Genomic DNA, 16,354 nt, shown 5'->3' on the forward strand with positions numbered 1-16,354 from the left:
CAACAGGACTGCACAGACATCTGCATACGGGGAAACCGGACATGAACGTACCATTTGCCACAACCACCAGGCTGCTGCTTGCCCTCGCTCTCTCGACGCTGCCGCTGATGGCCGGCGCCGACACCCTTGAACGCGTGCGCAGCAGCCACACCTTTACGCTGGGTTACATGCCGGACCTGGCACCCTTCAGCAAGCAGGAAGGCGACAAGGCCAACGGTTATGCCATCGACCTGTGCCTGAAAATTGCCGACAAGCTCAAGAGCGAGTTGGGTCTGCCCGACCTCAAAGTGCGCTACCAGCCGGTACAAGTTTCGGAACAGGTCAGTGCTGTGAGCCAGGGCAAGGTCGATATCCTCTGCACGCCGACTCCGCCAACCCTGGAGCGGCGCAAGATGATCAGTTACTCCATACCGATCTATACCGCTGGCCTCTCAGTCGTGGTGCGCAAGGATGCTGCCGCGCCTTTGCTCAATGTGCTCAACGGCCAGGTCGCCTACACCGGTCCGACCTGGCGTGCCAGCATCAACAATGGTCTGGCCAACCAAACCTACGCGACCCTTGAGGGAGGAGTGACCGAAGACTGGATTCGCGAACGGATGCGCCTGCTCAACGTGATCGCCTCGCTGGTGACCGTGGACAACACTGACCAGGGCATCAAACTGGTCGCCGAGGGCAAGGCCGATGCCTTTTTCTCAGAACGCATGCTGCTGCGAAACGAAATCACGAAGGAGGGCGCAGCCAGGAACCTGATGGTCCTGGACCGCATTTTCGAGTACTCGCCGGTGGCGATGATGGTGGATCGCAACGACGAAGACTTCCGCTTGCTGGTTGATACGGCCCTGAGCGAAGCCTATTCCTCCGGCGCCATAGAAAAGGGATACGACCAGTACCTGGGCGGTACCGACGATACGGTGAAAAAACTGTTCAGGGTTTATGCATTGCCCCGGTGACAATCGTCAGCGAAAGGCCGCCTGCATTACGCTTGCGGGCGGCCTTTTTATACGGCGCTCATCGTTCAATGAGCCAGCCAACGAGTTTTTCTGCAATCGGACTCAACGCCGCCACTTGCAGATCATCCCCGGGCCGTTCACGTTCATACCTGGTCCATAACCTCGGTCATCTCCCGGTCCTCACCCAGGAATCCGCCACTCTGATGGTGCCACAGCCGCGCGTAGATACCGTTCCTGGCAAGCAGTTCAGTGTGGGTGCCCTGTTCGACGATGCGTCCATCATCCATGACAATCAGTCGATCCATCGCCGCGATCGTGGACAGCCGATGGGCGATGGCGATGACGGTTTTGCCCTTCATCATTTCATCGAGGCTTTCCTGAATGGCCACTTCGACTTCCGAATCCAGCGCGCTGGTAGCCTCGTCAAGTAGCAGGATCGGAGCGTTCTTGAGCATCACCCGGGCAATGGCGATGCGCTGGCGCTGGCCGCCGGAAAGCTTGATGCCACGCTCGCCCACCAAGGTGTCGTAGCCGGTATGACCTTGGCGGTCACTCAGTTGGCTGATGAACTCATCGGCCTGGGCATTGATCGCGGCACTGCGGATCTGTGCGTCGCTGGCATCGGGTCGGCCGTAGGCGATGTTGTCGCCAATGGAACGGTGCAGCAGGGAAGTATCCTGGGTGACCATGCCGATCGCGCTGCGCAGACTGTCTTGTGTCACGTGCGCAATGTCTTGCCCGTCAATGCGAATCTGCCCGCCGTCGACGTCATAAAAGCGCAGCAGCAAGTTGATAAGCGTGGATTTGCCCGCGCCCGAGCGGCCTACCAGGCCGATTTTTTCGCCCGGGCGAATGTTCAGGCTCAAGCCATCGAGCACCTGGCGTTCGCCATTGTAGTTGAAGCTCACATTGTCGAAAGTTACCGCCCCGCCAGCGGTCACCAGCACGCCCGCGTCCGGCGCATCCTGCACCTTGGGGCCGCGGGTCAGGGTTGCCATGCCATCTTGCACAGTGCCGATGCTCTCGAACAGCGAGGTCATTTGCCACATGATCCAGTGCGACATGCCATTGATACGCAACGCCATGGCGGTAATTGCCGCCACCGCACCTGTGCCGACTTCGCCCAGGTGCCACAGCCAAAGTGCATAACCGCCGGCGGCCATGAGCAACGCCACCACCAATGCCTGGTTGACGATCTCGAATTGGCTGACCAGGCGCATCTGGCGAAAACCGGTCTGCTTGAAATCCTCCATGGCCGCGCGCGCGAAGTGCGCTTCACGATTGGAATGGGAGAACAGCTTCACTGTCGTGATGTTGGTGTAGGCGTCTGAGATACGTCCGGTCATCGAGGAGCGCGCATGGGCCTGTTCCTGCCCGACTTTCCCCAAGCGGGGCACGAAGTAGAGCATGGCCAGGCCGAACAACACGAGCCAGGCAATGAAGGGCAGCATCAGTTTCAGGGCGAAGCCGCCGGCCAGCGCGATGATCGCGATGAAATACACCCCGATGCCGGGTGCGATCTCGATAAGGGTGAACAGCACGTCGCGCACCGCCAGCGCAGTCTGCATCACCTTGGTGGTGACCCGGCCGGAGAACTCATCGGAAAAGAACGAAAGACTTTGCCGCAGCATCAGGCGATGGAAGTCCCAACGCAGCCGCAACGGCAGATTGATCGCCAATATCTGGTGCTGCACCATGGTCCGCAACGCCACCAGCCCGATGCTGGCCACCATGACGATGCCCATCCCCCACAACACGCGACTTTCCTGCGCTGCCGCATCACCACCGGCTTGCCAGGTCGAGAGCAGATCCACGACCTGACCGAGGAAAGAAAACAGCCAGGCTTCGTAGATCGACACCCCGGCACTGAGCAGCGCAAACGCGAGAATATAGCCGCGGGCGCCCCGTGTGCATGCCCACAGGAACCGAGCCAGGCCCTCGGGTGGCGGCGGCACCTCGTCGGGCGGGAAGGGGTCGAGTTTTTGTTCAAATGCGCGAAGCATGGTGGTCTCCGAAACGATCAAGTTAAGGCGATTCTGCCATTTATATGGTTGCCATGAGGGCTATGTGGATTGGCGGGTAGCGCTTAAGTCCGGGTTGGCGGGCGAGAGCCTGCGCAGTTCAATGCCTGGATATTGGGCTGCTTGGGCGATTTGCATCGCGTTTTCGCTTCACCGAGTCAGGGCTCGCCATGCGACTCGGTTGAGGTGAACGGGGCGTACGCAATAACAGGCTGATTTCCTCTGCGCAGACCGCAGTACTGAACACGTGGCCCTGAATTTCATCGCAACCGTTTTCACGCAGGAAGGTTTGCTGCTCTTCGGTTTCGACACCTTCGGCAATGACCTTCAGGTTCAGTGTGTGCCCCAACGAAATCACCGCGGTGGCGATGGCTTTGTCGTTCTCGTTGTCGGGCAGGTCGCGCACGAATGACTGGTCGATCTTGAGTCTCGCGATCGGAAAGCTTTTCAGGGCTGCGAGGCTGGAGTAGCCAGTGCCGAAGTCGTCGATCGAGAGGCTGATGCCCATCGCTTGCAGTTCCTTCATTTTGCTGATGGCCTGCTGAAGGTCTTGCATGATCAGGCTTTCGGTCAGCTCCAGCTCGAGGTACTTCGGGTTCAGTCCGGTTTCTTGCAAGGCGTGCATCACCCGCTCGATCAGATCCCTTTCGACGAACTGGCGTGCAGAAATATTCACCGACATGGTGATTGGCGGCCAGCCCGCATCCTGCCAGGCCTTGTTCTGTCTGCATGCGGTATGAATCACCCAGTCGCCGATCGGCACGATCAACCCGGTCTCCTCGGCCTGCGGAATGAACTTGATGGGAGACACCATGCCGAGCTCGGGGTGTTGCCAGCGGATCAGTGCCTCTACGCCGATAATCTGACCAGACCGCAAATCCACCTGGGGCTGGTACAGCAGCAGGAACTCGTCATGGTTGAGTGCGTTTCGAAGCCCGTCTTGCATGACGAGCTTGCCCTGGACCTTGTTATTCATCTCGCTGGTATAGAACTGGTAACTGTTGCGACCCAGTTCCTTGGCCCGGTACATGGCAGCGTCCGCGTTGCTGAGCAACGTGTCGGTATCGCTGCCGTCGGCAGGGTAGGTGGCCAACCCCATGCTGCAGGTGACGTGCAGTGTATGCCCGCTGAGCTGAATCGGCCGCAGGATGGCTTCCTGGATTTTGTGCAGGGCCGGAGTAACACCGTCGAGGTCTGAGGGCTGGTCGAACAGGATGATCACAAACTCGTCGCCACCCAGTCGCACGACCGTGTCGGTACGGCGTACGCATTCCTGCATGCGCTGGGCGACGGTTTTCAGCAGTTCGTCTCCAGCACTGTGGCCAAGGCTGTCATTGACCAGTTTGAATTTGTCCAGATCGAGAAACACCACCGTCACCAGGCGGTCGTAGCGCTGGGCATACAGCATTGCCTGCTTGAGACGGTCTTCGAGCAGTGTGCGATTCGGCAGCCCGGTCAGCGCGTCATGGTCGCCCATATAGCGAATGCGCTTTTCGGTCAGCTGGCGTTCTATCGCAATGCCGGCAAGCGGTGTCGCCATGTCGATCAGTCGCGTCTCGGTCGAGCTGGGGCTGCGGACGGTGTTGGAATACAAGGCAAACGTCCCCAATACCTTTCGCTCATGGGACAGGATCGGCGTCGACCAGCAGGCGCGAAATCCATAGGGTGCAGCGGCTGAACGGTACTCCTCCCACAGCGGATCCAGCTCGATATCCGTGACGATGACCGGCTCTCGTCGATACACCGCGGTGCCGCATGAACCGACGTTCGGACCGATCGCAATCCCGTCGATGAGCTGGTTATAGGCTGTCGGCAAACTGGGGGCCGCCCCGTGCAGCAAGTGCTTGCCATCCTCGTCCAACAACAGGATGGACACCATCATCCCCTCCAGCTGGGACTCCACCAGATGCGCCAGGCTGTCGAGGACCTCTGCAAGCTCGGTGCTCCTGGCGATCAGCTCCAGGACGTGACGTTGCCCGGCGCGGATGACGGCTTCTTGCTCCAATCGGCTGTTCTGCAGGGCGAGCCGCTCTGTGGCGATACTCAGTTGGACCGTTCTTTTTTCCAGCTGAAGCCGGTCCCTGAGGAACTGATTCACCGCGCGAGCCATGTTGCCGATCTCGTCCTTTCCATGTTCCGCCATCATCAAATGCGTTTTGTCAGTGTGTTCCTGACGCAATTGCCGGCTTATTTCATTCAGGCGCATCAGCACATGACGGCCCATGAAGACCCGAGTCACGAACCAGGCGAACACCAGGCTGGCACCCAACATGATCAGCACCCATTGCTGGCTGCGATTTGAAGCTTCGACCAGACGCTGCAGAGCTTCTCGATAGTCTTCGGTGTATGCACTGGATTGCGCACGGGCCACCGCGACCAGAACCCCAGCCTCATTCTTCAGCTCCTCATTAACGCGCTGTATGACGTTTTGCTGATTGATGAGTCTCAGGCGCAGGGAGAAGAGATCGGGCGTTTGCACATTAGCGTCGGTCAAATTGCCTGCGGTGCGTGACAGGCGTTCATATCGGGTCCGCAGCCGTTGCACGGCATCACTGTCAACAGCCTGCGGCAGATCGAAAAGTAACACCGCCAGTTCCAGGCTGGCCCGGGCCTGAGTCGCGGTTAACCGAGCGGTGTGATCCTCCATGGTTTGCGCGAAGGTGACCTCGGTTTGCAGCAGGCTTTCTCGCAGCTGCGCGACGATGTTGGCGGTATTGCGGAACATCTGACTCGACTGATGCATGTCGAGTATCGCCACGCCACTGTTCGCGGCAGTCAGCTGCTGCACCAGTCGATCGAGGGCTTCAAGCTGTTCGACGGTCGCCGCATAGCTTGAACGCAAGGTGTCCGGGGAGCGGGTCGTCAGGAGCTGATCGGTCTGGCGTTCGATCAGCAAGGTACGTTGCAGCATGTCTTGCCCGTTTTGCATGCGGACCAGTCGTTCATCCGTCAGCTGGCGGGTGGCGTTGTTCGATGTGCGCAAGGCATAGACCGCCGTTGCACCACTCGCCAGGATCAGCAGCGCCAGCGTCAGAAACGCCAGGGTGAACTGTGCGCGTAGCGATTGCGGCAACAGCCGGCGTCCGAGCCGGGAAATAACGTCCAATGTCAGGGATTCCATTGGTGGCGATAGATGTCTCGATAGCCATTGTCAGGGTCGTACTGGAATTTCTTTCCGCCGTCGAAGGCAATATTGTCGGCATTGACCAGGTGAATCGGCGCGACGAAGCCGCTCACTGGCTGACCTGCAAACAGCCGGTTCAGTTCATCCATCACTTGCCAGCCATGCAGGTTGAGCGGCTCGGCCACGGTGACGGTCTGGTAGGTCTTTGCCTGGATGCGCAAGAAAGCCGAGGCACTGCCATCACCGGCAGACAACAGGCTGATGCCGTCGCTGGGTATGGCGGCGTTGGTCAATGAGGCAATCGAGTAATCGAAATAGATATCGTTGATGGCCAGCGTATGGGTCCAGCGCTTGCCAAAGCGCTGAAGCAGCTCCTTGGTGATCACCGGCATCTTCTCGCCACTTTCGGAAATCGCGACATCGCGCACTTCCAGCAATGTACATTCCCGACAGCCCCGAATGACGTTTTCCATGGCCTTGGCTTTCGCCATGGCGATGCTGTACTTGGAGTCGGTCAGGATGACCACGCCGGCGCGTCCGTTCGACTGTGCCACTGCCGCCATGGCCGTGAGGCGGGCCACTTCGAGCGGGTCGGTCGTGACGTTCATGGCCACCGGTGTGCCGTCAATCGGCCCGGGCCGTGCCCCGGCGTGCCAGGCAACCACCGGCACATCCCTCTTGGCGAAGAGGGCCAGCGCCGCCTTGTTCTCAAGGGCGTCGGAGCCGCACAGAATCAAGCCGTCGGGTTTCGCTGCCAGGGCATCGGAAAAGGCCTTTGCGCGCCCGGTCGATGATCCGGCGCCATCGAATATCTTCAGCGTCCAGCCCATCGCCTTGGCTGCCTCGCGAGCGCCTTGCGCGACACCGACAATGCCTCCGTTGCGCAAATCTTCTGCGACAAAGGCGATGCTCTTGCCGCGCAGGACTTGCGGGCCGGATTCAGGGCCGCTCCAGCGCACGGCTTCGAGGGTGGCTCTGGAAACGATTTCCTGCGCTTGGATCACCGTAACCGTGGCGATTTCGACATCCGCTGTGGTTGGCAGGTTCTGGCCGAATCCGGGAGTGGCGGTGAAAAGACAGAACAGCGCAATCGAAGCCCGCCAGAGTAGCCCGGGCCTGATCAGGCAAGTTCGATCACCGCATATGATGCCGGGTCTGGAGCCGATGGCGCGATCATAGTCTGGCATGGCGTCCCTTTTTGCCAAGAGTGCAGCGTCCACTGTCCGAAAGGATAGTCGGTTTCGCTGTCATCATGTCTTTTGTGGGTAATGTGCGCGAACTTTAGTCCCGAACATTCAGGAAATGGGACAGGGTCCATGGCACAAAACAAGGGACGAAGGCCAATCGCATCGTTGACTACATTGAGTGGTTTTACAAGGCTTCGACTTTGCTTAAACAACAGGCAAAAAAAATGGCACCCAAAACGCCATCTGTAGCTGCTACAGAGGGTGTCGTTCCTTGGTTATGGCACACCCACGCCTTTACAAAGCGCTGTTGCACAAATCCGTCACTAGCATGCAACCGGGGGCATGGGTGATGCACAGTGGCGGGCGTGAGGCCTGCACCACCGATTGAGGGGTCACACCGCAGGCCCAGAACACCGGTATTTCGTCAGCTTCAATGGGGACGGCGTCGCCGTAGTCCGGGGTGTCGAGCGTGTGGATGCCGATCAGCGACGGATCGCCGATGTGCACGGGTGCGCCGTGGACGTTGGGCATGCGTGCGGTGATCTGAATGGCCTGGATGGCGGCAGCGGCTTTCATCGGTCGCATGCTGACTACCAATTTGCCGCCGAGGCGAGCGGTGGGGCGCGTGTCGATGTTGGTCTGGTACATGGCGACATTGCGGCCCAGATCGATGTGCTTGAGGGGGATGCCGGCATCCAGCAGCGGTTGTTCGAAGGAGAACGAGCAGCCGATGGCGAAGGCCACCAGGTCATCCTGCCAAAGGTGCTCGATATCCAGCGGTTCTTCGCTCAGTTCGCCATGGCGATAAACCCTGTATCGGGGCACGTCGTGGCGAATATCAATGGCTGTTCCGAGATGGCGGAAATAAGGATCGCCCGGTTCGGTAATGTCGAGCAGCGGGCAGGCTTGACGATTGATGGTGCAATACCTGAGAAACTCATTGGCCCAGTCACTGGGCAAAATCACGATATTGGCTTGCACCCGGCCTTGGCCCAGGCCGCTGGTGTGACCCTGATAGTGCCCGGCGGCGATGCTTTGGCGCAGGGCCTGAGGAGTGCTGCGCTGCAGTTGTTCGAAGGACAGGGCGGGTTGATTCATCATGGCGTCTCGGCAGGTTCGTTGAGCCTTTTTAGAAAACCGCGGTGATGCCGTCCAACAAGGAATGTTGTTGCCCCCAGACAACTAAAAGTTATTCAGGGGGCCGTCGGCTGTCGAGGCCGGGCGCCGCCACCATGAGTAACGGCCCGACATCCGCCGCGTATTGGCAGACCACCTGGCGGCTCATCTCGACGATGTTCTCGATCAGTTCCAGTCCGACCCCCGCGCGCCACGAGGCCACGACGTCCAGTTGCGGCAAGCGGCTGCCGGGGTCCAGCTGAATCAGCTCGCCGCTGGCCAGCGGTTTGGCCACCAGTGCCGCGGGCAAGGCGCCAATACCGAAGCCGTCACGAATCAGCCGGGTCATGGCGGACACCGAGTTGACGCAACTGACACGCGGTGCGCCGATGCCATGGGCGTGCAACAGGTTGAGCACATCCTGATGCGGTCGTGAATGTTTGACGAAGGTGATGATCCGCTCGCCGGCCATCTCGGTGAGCGAGGCATAAGGTCGGGCGTAGATCGAGTTGCTGGCGGCGATCCAGTGCATGGGGTAGTGCGCCAGTTCGAGGTTGCGCACGCTTTCGTGGCGGATCAGGTCCGTCTGGAAAACGATGTCCAGATAGCCCTTTTGCAATTGCTCGCAGAGATTGCGCGCGGCGTCGGCAGTGATCTCGATTTCCACGGCGGGGAAGGTCTGCATCAGGGTCGACATCAACGGGCTGAGCCAGGTGTGAATCACCGTGTCCATCACGCCGATGCGCACCAGCCCCTGTTGCGGGCTGGTGTTGTCCAGCGAGTGTTTCAGTGCGCGCTGAACCTCGAGCATCTGCTCGGCGTAGTCGAGCACCTTGAGACCTTCGGGCGTCAGCGACACCCCGCGTGAATCGCGCACGAACAGGCGCAGGCCCAGTTCGTCTTCCAGCGCGGCGATCCGGCTGGAGATCGCTGCCTGCGTGCTGAACATTTTCTCGGCGGTCAGGCTGAAGCTTTGCAAGCGGGCGACCCAGACGAAGGTTTCGAGGAATTTGAGGTTCATGGCGGTTCCCTTGGCGCTTATGGCTCTTGTAATGAAGGGGCGGGTTGCAATTGTTACTCCAGAGTCCGCCTTCGCGGGCATCAAATTTTCTTATGCATAACCTCGTCTTTTTCCCGTTTGACGCCGTTCTGCCCCGGCACGAAGAATCCGCTCCACGACGCAGGTCGCTGTGCTCGCCCACCACGACATCGCCTTCACAAAAAAACAATGAGGCGTGTCCGTCATCTTCGCTTGCTGCTGCAGGAACCTCTTCCATGGAAAAAATCATGACTGTCCACGTGCCTTCAAAAGCGGTGCGCACCTGCCCATTCAACGGGTACGCCTCGGCTGGCACATTGCTCGGCCTGGGTCTGCTCTGTGCGCCGGCCGCTCAGGCGGATTTCGTAGCGGACAGCAAAGGCAGCCTGGAAGCGCGCAACTTCTACTTCAACCGCGATTTTCGCCAGGACGGTTCGCGCGACAAGGCCGAGGAATGGGCCCAGGGTTTTCTGTTGCGGATGGAGTCGGGTTACACCGCCGGCACGTTCGGTTTCGGCCTGGATGTTTTGGGCATGGCCGGTTTCAAACTGGACTCCGGTGGCGGGACGGCGGGGACTAATCTGTTGCCACCGGATTTGTCCGGCGGCTCACAGGATCGCTATGGCGAGTCAGGCCTGACGGGCAAAATGCGCGTGTCCAACAGCACCCTGAAATTCGGGACGTTGCAGATCAAGGACCCGGTGGTGAGCTCCAACGATACCCGTCTGTTGCCGAGCACGTTCAAGGGCGGGCTGGTGAATGTGCAGGAAATCGATCGCTTGAAGCTCACGGCCGGTCAGCTCACGCAGATCAACTTTGTCGACTCCACCGACTATCAAGACATGACCGCCAACCGCATCGGCGGGCAAAGCGACAAGTTTCAGTTTGCCGGGGCGGACTATCAGTTCCTGCCGAACCTGACCGCGCAGTACCGCTACGGCCAGCTGGAAAACATCTACCAGCAAAATTACTTCGGGCTGGTGCACACGCTGGACCTGGGCTCCGGGCAGTCGCTCAAGAGCGACGTGCGCTATGCGCGCAGCACCGAAGACGGCAACTTTCGTGATATCGACAACCAGGCCTTCGGCGCGCTGTTCACCTACAGCCTGGGCGGCCATGCGCTGGGCCTTGGCTATCAGCGCATGAGTGGCGACGATCCGTTTGCGTATATCGGGCGTAGCGATCCGTACCTGGTCAACTTCGTGCAAATTGGTGATTTCGCCAACATCGACGAACATTCCTGGCAAGCGCGCTACGACTACAACTTTGTTGCACTCGGCGTGCCGGGATTGACCTTCATGACGCGCTACATCTCTGGCGACAATGTGCAACGCACTGCGCCAGGTGAAGGCAAGGAATGGGAGCGCAACACCGACATCGCTTACGTGGTGCAGGACGGTTCATTGAAGGGGCTGGGCCTCAAATGGCGTAACGCGTCAGTGCGTTCGAACTTCGGTAATGACCTGGATGAGAATCGCTTGATCGTTAGCTATACCGTGGCGTTGTGGTAGCGGTCGGGCTTGTTATTCTATTAAGGAATAAACAAATCTATATATATTCCTTTTAATGTTTGTCCGTTAGGCTCATTTTGAAGGCCTGCACATCCGTGCGGATGTTCTCGACATCAGACAGGAAGCCTCATCATGACCATCAAAGCGATCAACGTCCGCAACCAGTTCAAGGGTGTCATCAAGGAAATCGTGACAGGCGAGGTGGTCTCCGAAATCGATGTGCAAACCGCCTCCGGCATCGTCACCTCGGTGATCACCACCCGTTCAGTGCGTGATCTTGAATTGAAAGTGGGGAGCGAGGTGATTGCCTTCGTCAAATCCACTGAAGTCTCGATCGCCAAGCTCTGAAAGGGGGGGCTATTCGTTTTTCCAGCAGAACCCGCAAGAAACGCCGCTCACTGAGCGGCGTTTCTGTTATCAGCGCTGACAGGAGAAAAGCATCGGCGGTTATTTCCAGTAAATAAATATGTCCACTTTTTTCGCGAAGTAGGAAAATCAAAGCGGGCGCGTCTGCGGCTGTTCCTTTCTCGACAGGCGACCTGCCATGCCTGTTGCACCGACCTTTTTCACCCCAGGCGCCAGAACAACGCCGAACGATCGGCCAATCGAAAAGAATCAAAATCATGCAAGCCCATACCTATCAACTGCTGGAAGTCGCCAACGGCAAACCGATCAAGCTGTGGACCGAAGGCGTCCCGGTAGAACACGAAGCCAGACAGCAATTGATGAACACCGCCAGGATGCCGTTCATCTTCAAGCACCTGGCCGTGATGCCCGACGTACACCTGGGCAAGGGCTCGACCATCGGCAGCGTCATTCCCACGGTCGGCGCGATCATTCCAGCCGCTGTCGGAGTGGATATCGGCTGCGGGATGATCGCCGCGTGCACCTCGCTGACCGCCAGTGATTTACCCGACAACCTGCATGGCTTGCGTTGCGCGATCGAGAAAGCGGTGCCCCATGGCCGCACCATTGGGCGCGGCGTTCGGGACAAGGGCGCCTGGGACAGTGTTCCGCGTGAGGCGGACCGGGCCTGGGCGGCACTGGAACCCCGGTTCAAGGCGATCACCGACAAGTACCCGAAACTCGCCAACACCAACAACCGTGGGCACTTGGGCACGCTGGGTAGCGGAAACCACTTCGTCGAGGTGTGCCTGGATGAAACCGACCGGGTCTGGTTCATGCTGCACAGCGGTTCCCGTGGTGTCGGCAACGCTATCGGCAACCTGTTCATTCAAATGGCACAGGCGGACATGCGTCTGCACCTCGCCAACCTGCCGGACCGTGACCTGGCTTACTTTAAAGAGGGCAGCCGACATTTCAATGACTACGTCGAAGCGGTCGGTTGGGCCCAGGACTTCGCCAGGCAGAACCGTGCATTGATGATGCAAGCGGTGATTCAGGCGACCCGAAAAGTGATCAACAAGCCTTTTGAGGCGGCGCTGGAAGCGGTGAATTGCCATCACAACTACGTGCAGAAAGAGCGGCATTTTGGTCAGGAAATCCTGGTCACCCGCAAAGGCGCGGTATCGGCCAAGAAGGGCGAGTTGGGGATTATCCCGGGGTCGATGGGGGCGAAAAGCTTCATCGTTCGCGGGCTGGGTAACGAGGAATCGTTCTGCTCCTGCAGCCACGGCGCCGGCCGCACCATGAGTCGTACCAAGGCGAAAAGCCTGTTTACCGTCGAAGACCAGATCCGTGCCACCGCCCACGTGGAGTGTCGCAAGGATGCTGCCGTCATCGATGAAATTCCGATGGCCTACAAAGACATCGACCACGTCATGCACGCCCAGCGCGAGCTGGTGGAAGTGCTGCACACCTTGCGTCAGGTGGTGTGCGTAAAAGGATAGGAACAATGGAATTTCACCATCATCGAGTTGCTGACCTTTGTGCACTTTTATAAGGCCACGCAACACTGCCTTGCACTATGCGAAGGCAAATTTCGGATGTTCTGAAGCTCCCAGGCCTAATGCCGATCTTTAAGGGACGACACAATCCGTAGCAGCTGGCGAAGCCTGCGTTCGGCTGCGAAGCAGTCGTGAAACCTGAGTTTGCGGTCTTCCTGAAACACCGCATCGTCTGATTTCACGGCCGCTTCGCAGCCGAACGCAGGCTTCGCCAGCTGCTACAAATAGCATTGAGGCTTAACTGATCGGCATTCGCCCCATGGCCCTGTTTACCTGCGCAAAAGCTGCCAATCGCCGACTGGCACAAAGTCTGCAAGACACTGTTCAGGCCCACTGTGACGCAGTCGAGTGGGCAGCCCCCTCGGTCAACGACGATCGATTGGCCGAGCAGGTCGTGGGCAACATCGGTGGTTCCGGCATAGATGCCTGACTTAGCACCGTAAATGAACAGGCAAAGACGCCTGGAACCGCAAGGTTTCAGGCGTTTTTTTTTGCTTTTTGAACAGCTATCGACGGGTGTCTCTTATGAATTCCAATGTTGCCACTTTGAACAAGCTGCAAACGCTGATCGTGATCGGCAATGGCATGGTCGGACATCATTGTGTCGAACAGCTGATCGAACGCGGTGCCCTTGATCACTATCGGCTGCACGTGTTCAGCGAAGAGCCGATGCGTGCCTACGACCGTGTGCACCTTTCCGAGTATTTCTCCGGCCGCGATGCCGAGTCGCTGGCCCTCGGCGAAGCCTCGCTGTACCAGACCCCGGGCGTCATCCTGCATCTGGGGGTGCCGGTGCTGGAAATCGACCGTGCACGCCGCCAAGTGATCACCGCGCAAGGCAGCGTCGCCTACGACAAATTGGTGCTGGCCACCGGGTCCTATCCGTTTGTGCCACCGATTGAAGGCGCCGAGGGCGATTCGCGCCTGGTGTATCGCACCCTTGAAGACCTCGACGCCATTCGTGCCGCGGCCAGCAACGCCCGACGCGGTGTGGTGGTCGGCGGTGGCTTGCTGGGCCTGGAAGCGGCCAACGCCCTGAAGACCCTGGGGCTGGAAGCACATGTGGTGGAGTTCGCCCCGCGCCTGATGCCGGTGCAACTGGACGAATACGGTGGCCTGGCGCTCAAGGCGCAGATCGAACGGCTCGGCGTCGGCGTGCATTTGTCGCGCGGCACGCAATCGATCAGTGCAGGCGAGGAATACCGCTATCGGATGAACTTCGCCAATGACGAATTTCTTGAAACCGACCTGATCGTGTTTTCCGCCGGTATCCGTGCGCAAGACGCACTAGCCCGCCAATGCTCGCTGGAAGTCGGCCCGCGCGGCGGCGTGGTGATTGACGACCAATGCCAGAGCAGCGACCCGAACATCTTCGCCATCGGCGAGTGTGCCGCGTGGAATGGCAGCATTTTTGGCCTGGTCGCCCCGGGCTATCAAATGGCGCGCGGCGTTGCCGCACTGTTGTGCAACGAAGCCGCCGAGCCGTTCATGGGCGCGGACATGTCGACCAAACTCAAGCTGCTGGGCGTCGATGTAGGTTCCATCGGCGACGCGCATGGCAGCACGCCGGGCGCGCGCAGTTATCAGTTCATCGACGAAACCACGGCCAGCTATCGACGCCTGGTGGTGGACGCGACGGGCAAGCACGTACTCGGTGCGGTGCTGGTCGGTGACAACAGCTATTACGACACGCTGCTGCAATACATGCAGAACGCGATTGCGCTGCCGGCCGAACCTGCCAGCCTGATTCTGCCATCGTCCGAAGGCGCGCCGACCCTGGGCCCGGGCGCGTTGCCCGAAGCGGCCACGGTGTGCTCGTGCCACAACGTCACCAAGGGTTCCATTTGCTCGGCCATCGACGGTGGCTGCACCGACCTTGGCTTGCTCAAGTCGCAGACCAAGGCGTGCACCGGTTGCGGCGGTTGTGCCGGGTTGCTAAAGCAGGTGTTCGAGCACGAGTTGATCGCCCGTGGCGTCAGCGTCGACAAGAGCCTGTGCGAACACTTTGCCTATACCCGCCAAGAGCTTTATGCGCTGGTGCGGGTAGAAGGGGTGATCACCTTCGAAGAATTGCTGGCCAAGCATGGCCGTGGCCACACCGGTTGCGACGTGTGCAAACCGGCGGTGGGCTCGATTCTCGCGTCGTGCTGGAACCAGCCGATCATGGACGCCTCACTGGTGCCGTTGCAGGACACCAACGACACCTTCATGGCCAACATGCAGAAAAACGGCACCTATTCGGTGGTGCCGCGCATCCCCGGTGGCGAGATCACTGCCGACAAACTGATCGCGATTGGTGTGGTTGCGAAGAAATACGACCTCTACACCAAAATCACCGGCGGCCAGCGTATCGACCTGTTCGGCGCGCAGTTGCATGAATTGCCGGACATCTGGGCCGAGCTGATTGAAGCCGGTTTCGAAACCGGGCACGCCTACGGCAAATCGACCCGCACCGTGAAATCCTGCGTCGGCAGCACCTGGTGCCGGTATGGCGTGCAGGACAGCGTGCAAATGGCCCTGACCATCGAGGACCGATACAAGGGCCTGCGTTCGCCGCACAAGCTCAAGTTTGCGGTGTCTGGTTGCACCCGCGAGTGCGCCGAAGCCCAGAGCAAAGACGTTGGCGTGATCGCCACCGAGAAAGGCTGGAACCTGTACATCGCCGGTAACGGCGGCATGCGCCCGCGTCACGCCGAGCTGTTCGCCACCGACCTCGACGATGCGACCCTGATCCGCTACATCGACCGCTTCCTGATGTTCTACATCCGCACCGCCGACAAATTGCAACGCACCTCGGTGTGGCGCGAAAGCCTGGAAGGCGGCCTCGATTTCCTCAAGGATGTGATCATTCACGACAGCCTAGGGTTGGGTGAAGAGCTCGAATCGCAAATGCAACTGGTGGTCAATCGCTATGAATGCGAATGGGCCAACGCTCTCAAAGACCCGGAAAAACTCAAGCGCTTCCGTACCTTCGTCAACGATAAACGCCCGGACCCGGACATCCACTTCGTCCAGGAACGCGGCCAGCGGCGCCCGATCATGGCCGCCGAACTCAACCTTATCCCTGTTACCGAGGAGATTGCCTGATGAGCCAGTCCAATACCCAACGCATCGATTCCCTGGAAAACCCCGAGGCCTGGCAAACGGTGTGCGGGCAACAGGACCTGGTCAGCAACTCCGGCGTCGTCGTCTGGCTCGATGGCGCGCAAGTGGCGCTGTTCTACCTGCCGGGTGCCGAGGGGCGGACCCTCTACGCCATCGATAACCATGACCCGCAATCCGGGGCCAATGTGATCGGTCGCGGGTTGGTCGGCAGTATCAAGGGTGATCTGGTGGTTGCATCGCCGATCTACAAACAGCATTTCCGCCTTGAGGACGGCAGCTGCCTGGAGTATCCGCAACAGCGTCTGCGGGTTTGGCCCGTGCGGTTGAACAGCGGCGTGGTGGAAGTCGGAGTGGCTTGAGCCTGGTCAACAGCATCGCGTATCCGCATCGGAGG

Annotated in this window: 12 protein-coding genes; 7 read left to right on the forward strand and 5 right to left on the reverse strand. The window is 59.3% G+C overall.

Annotated features, from left to right (window positions below; translation table 11 throughout):
* Nucleotides 1-41 precede the first annotated feature (41 nt).
* Complete coding sequence (locus BLW70_RS17945; RefSeq protein WP_074876141.1) at nt 42-950, forward strand: amino acid ABC transporter substrate-binding protein; 909 nt, start codon at nt 42-44, stop codon at nt 948-950.
* A gap of 143 nt (nt 951-1,093) precedes the next feature.
* On the opposite strand, the gene BLW70_RS17950 is transcribed toward BLW70_RS17945, so the two are convergent.
* From BLW70_RS17950 to BLW70_RS17970, 5 genes are all read right to left on the reverse strand, one after another.
* On the reverse strand, nt 1,094-2,953 hold the full coding sequence (locus tag BLW70_RS17950) for an ABC transporter ATP-binding protein (protein WP_074876143.1): 1,860 nt from the start codon (nt 2,951-2,953) through the stop codon (nt 1,094-1,096).
* A gap of 118 nt (nt 2,954-3,071) precedes the next feature.
* Entirely contained in the window at nt 3,072-6,092 is a 3,021-nt protein-coding gene (locus tag BLW70_RS17955; RefSeq protein WP_074876145.1) for an EAL domain-containing protein, read from the reverse strand.
* Nucleotides 6,080-7,099 (reverse strand): substrate-binding domain-containing protein, encoded by a 1,020-nt coding sequence (locus BLW70_RS17960; RefSeq protein ID WP_074880651.1) that lies wholly within the window; start codon nt 7,097-7,099, stop codon nt 6,080-6,082. Before BLW70_RS17960 ends, BLW70_RS17955 begins: the two co-directional genes overlap by 13 nt.
* Before the next feature lie 477 nt (nt 7,100-7,576).
* Nucleotides 7,577-8,380 carry a putative hydro-lyase gene (locus BLW70_RS17965; protein ID WP_074880653.1) on the reverse strand — a complete coding sequence of 268 codons (804 nt, stop codon included), beginning with the start codon at nt 8,378-8,380 and terminating at the stop codon, nt 7,577-7,579.
* A 91-nt stretch (nt 8,381-8,471) separates the two neighbouring features.
* The gene (locus BLW70_RS17970; RefSeq protein ID WP_074876147.1) at nt 8,472-9,419 is read right to left on the reverse strand and encodes a LysR family transcriptional regulator; all 948 of its coding nucleotides are present in this window, start codon (nt 9,417-9,419) and stop codon (nt 8,472-8,474) included.
* A 266-nt stretch (nt 9,420-9,685) separates the two neighbouring features.
* On the opposite strand from BLW70_RS17970, the gene BLW70_RS17975 reads away from it, so the two are divergent.
* The 6 genes from BLW70_RS17975 (at nt 9,686) to nirD (ending at nt 16,319) form a co-directional block, all read left to right on the forward strand.
* Nucleotides 9,686-10,948 (forward strand): OprD family porin, encoded by a 1,263-nt coding sequence (locus BLW70_RS17975; protein WP_074880656.1) that lies wholly within the window; start codon nt 9,686-9,688, stop codon nt 10,946-10,948.
* 132 nt (nt 10,949-11,080) lie between these two features.
* On the forward strand, nt 11,081-11,296 hold the full coding sequence (locus BLW70_RS17980; protein WP_008145745.1) for a TOBE domain-containing protein: 216 nt from the start codon (nt 11,081-11,083) through the stop codon (nt 11,294-11,296).
* 275 nt (nt 11,297-11,571) lie between these two features.
* The gene (locus tag BLW70_RS17985) at nt 11,572-12,798 is read left to right on the forward strand and encodes an RtcB family protein (protein WP_074876150.1); all 1,227 of its coding nucleotides are present in this window, start codon (nt 11,572-11,574) and stop codon (nt 12,796-12,798) included.
* Nucleotides 12,799-13,114: 316 nt separating this feature from the next.
* Complete coding sequence (locus BLW70_RS30720) at nt 13,115-13,285, forward strand: hypothetical protein (RefSeq protein ID WP_159439167.1); 171 nt, start codon at nt 13,115-13,117, stop codon at nt 13,283-13,285.
* 95 nt (nt 13,286-13,380) lie between these two features.
* On the forward strand, nt 13,381-15,942 hold the full coding sequence (gene nirB / locus BLW70_RS17990; RefSeq protein ID WP_074876151.1) for a nitrite reductase large subunit NirB: 2,562 nt from the start codon (nt 13,381-13,383) through the stop codon (nt 15,940-15,942).
* Nucleotides 15,942-16,319 carry a nitrite reductase small subunit NirD gene (gene nirD / locus BLW70_RS17995; RefSeq protein WP_074876153.1) on the forward strand — a complete coding sequence of 126 codons (378 nt, stop codon included), beginning with the start codon at nt 15,942-15,944 and terminating at the stop codon, nt 16,317-16,319. Before nirB ends, nirD begins: the two co-directional genes overlap by 1 nt.
* Nucleotides 16,320-16,354 lie beyond the last annotated feature (35 nt).

It is taken from the genome of Pseudomonas frederiksbergensis (assembly GCF_900105495.1).
In the GTDB taxonomy this organism is placed as follows: Bacteria; Pseudomonadota; Gammaproteobacteria; order Pseudomonadales; family Pseudomonadaceae; genus Aquipseudomonas; species Aquipseudomonas frederiksbergensis.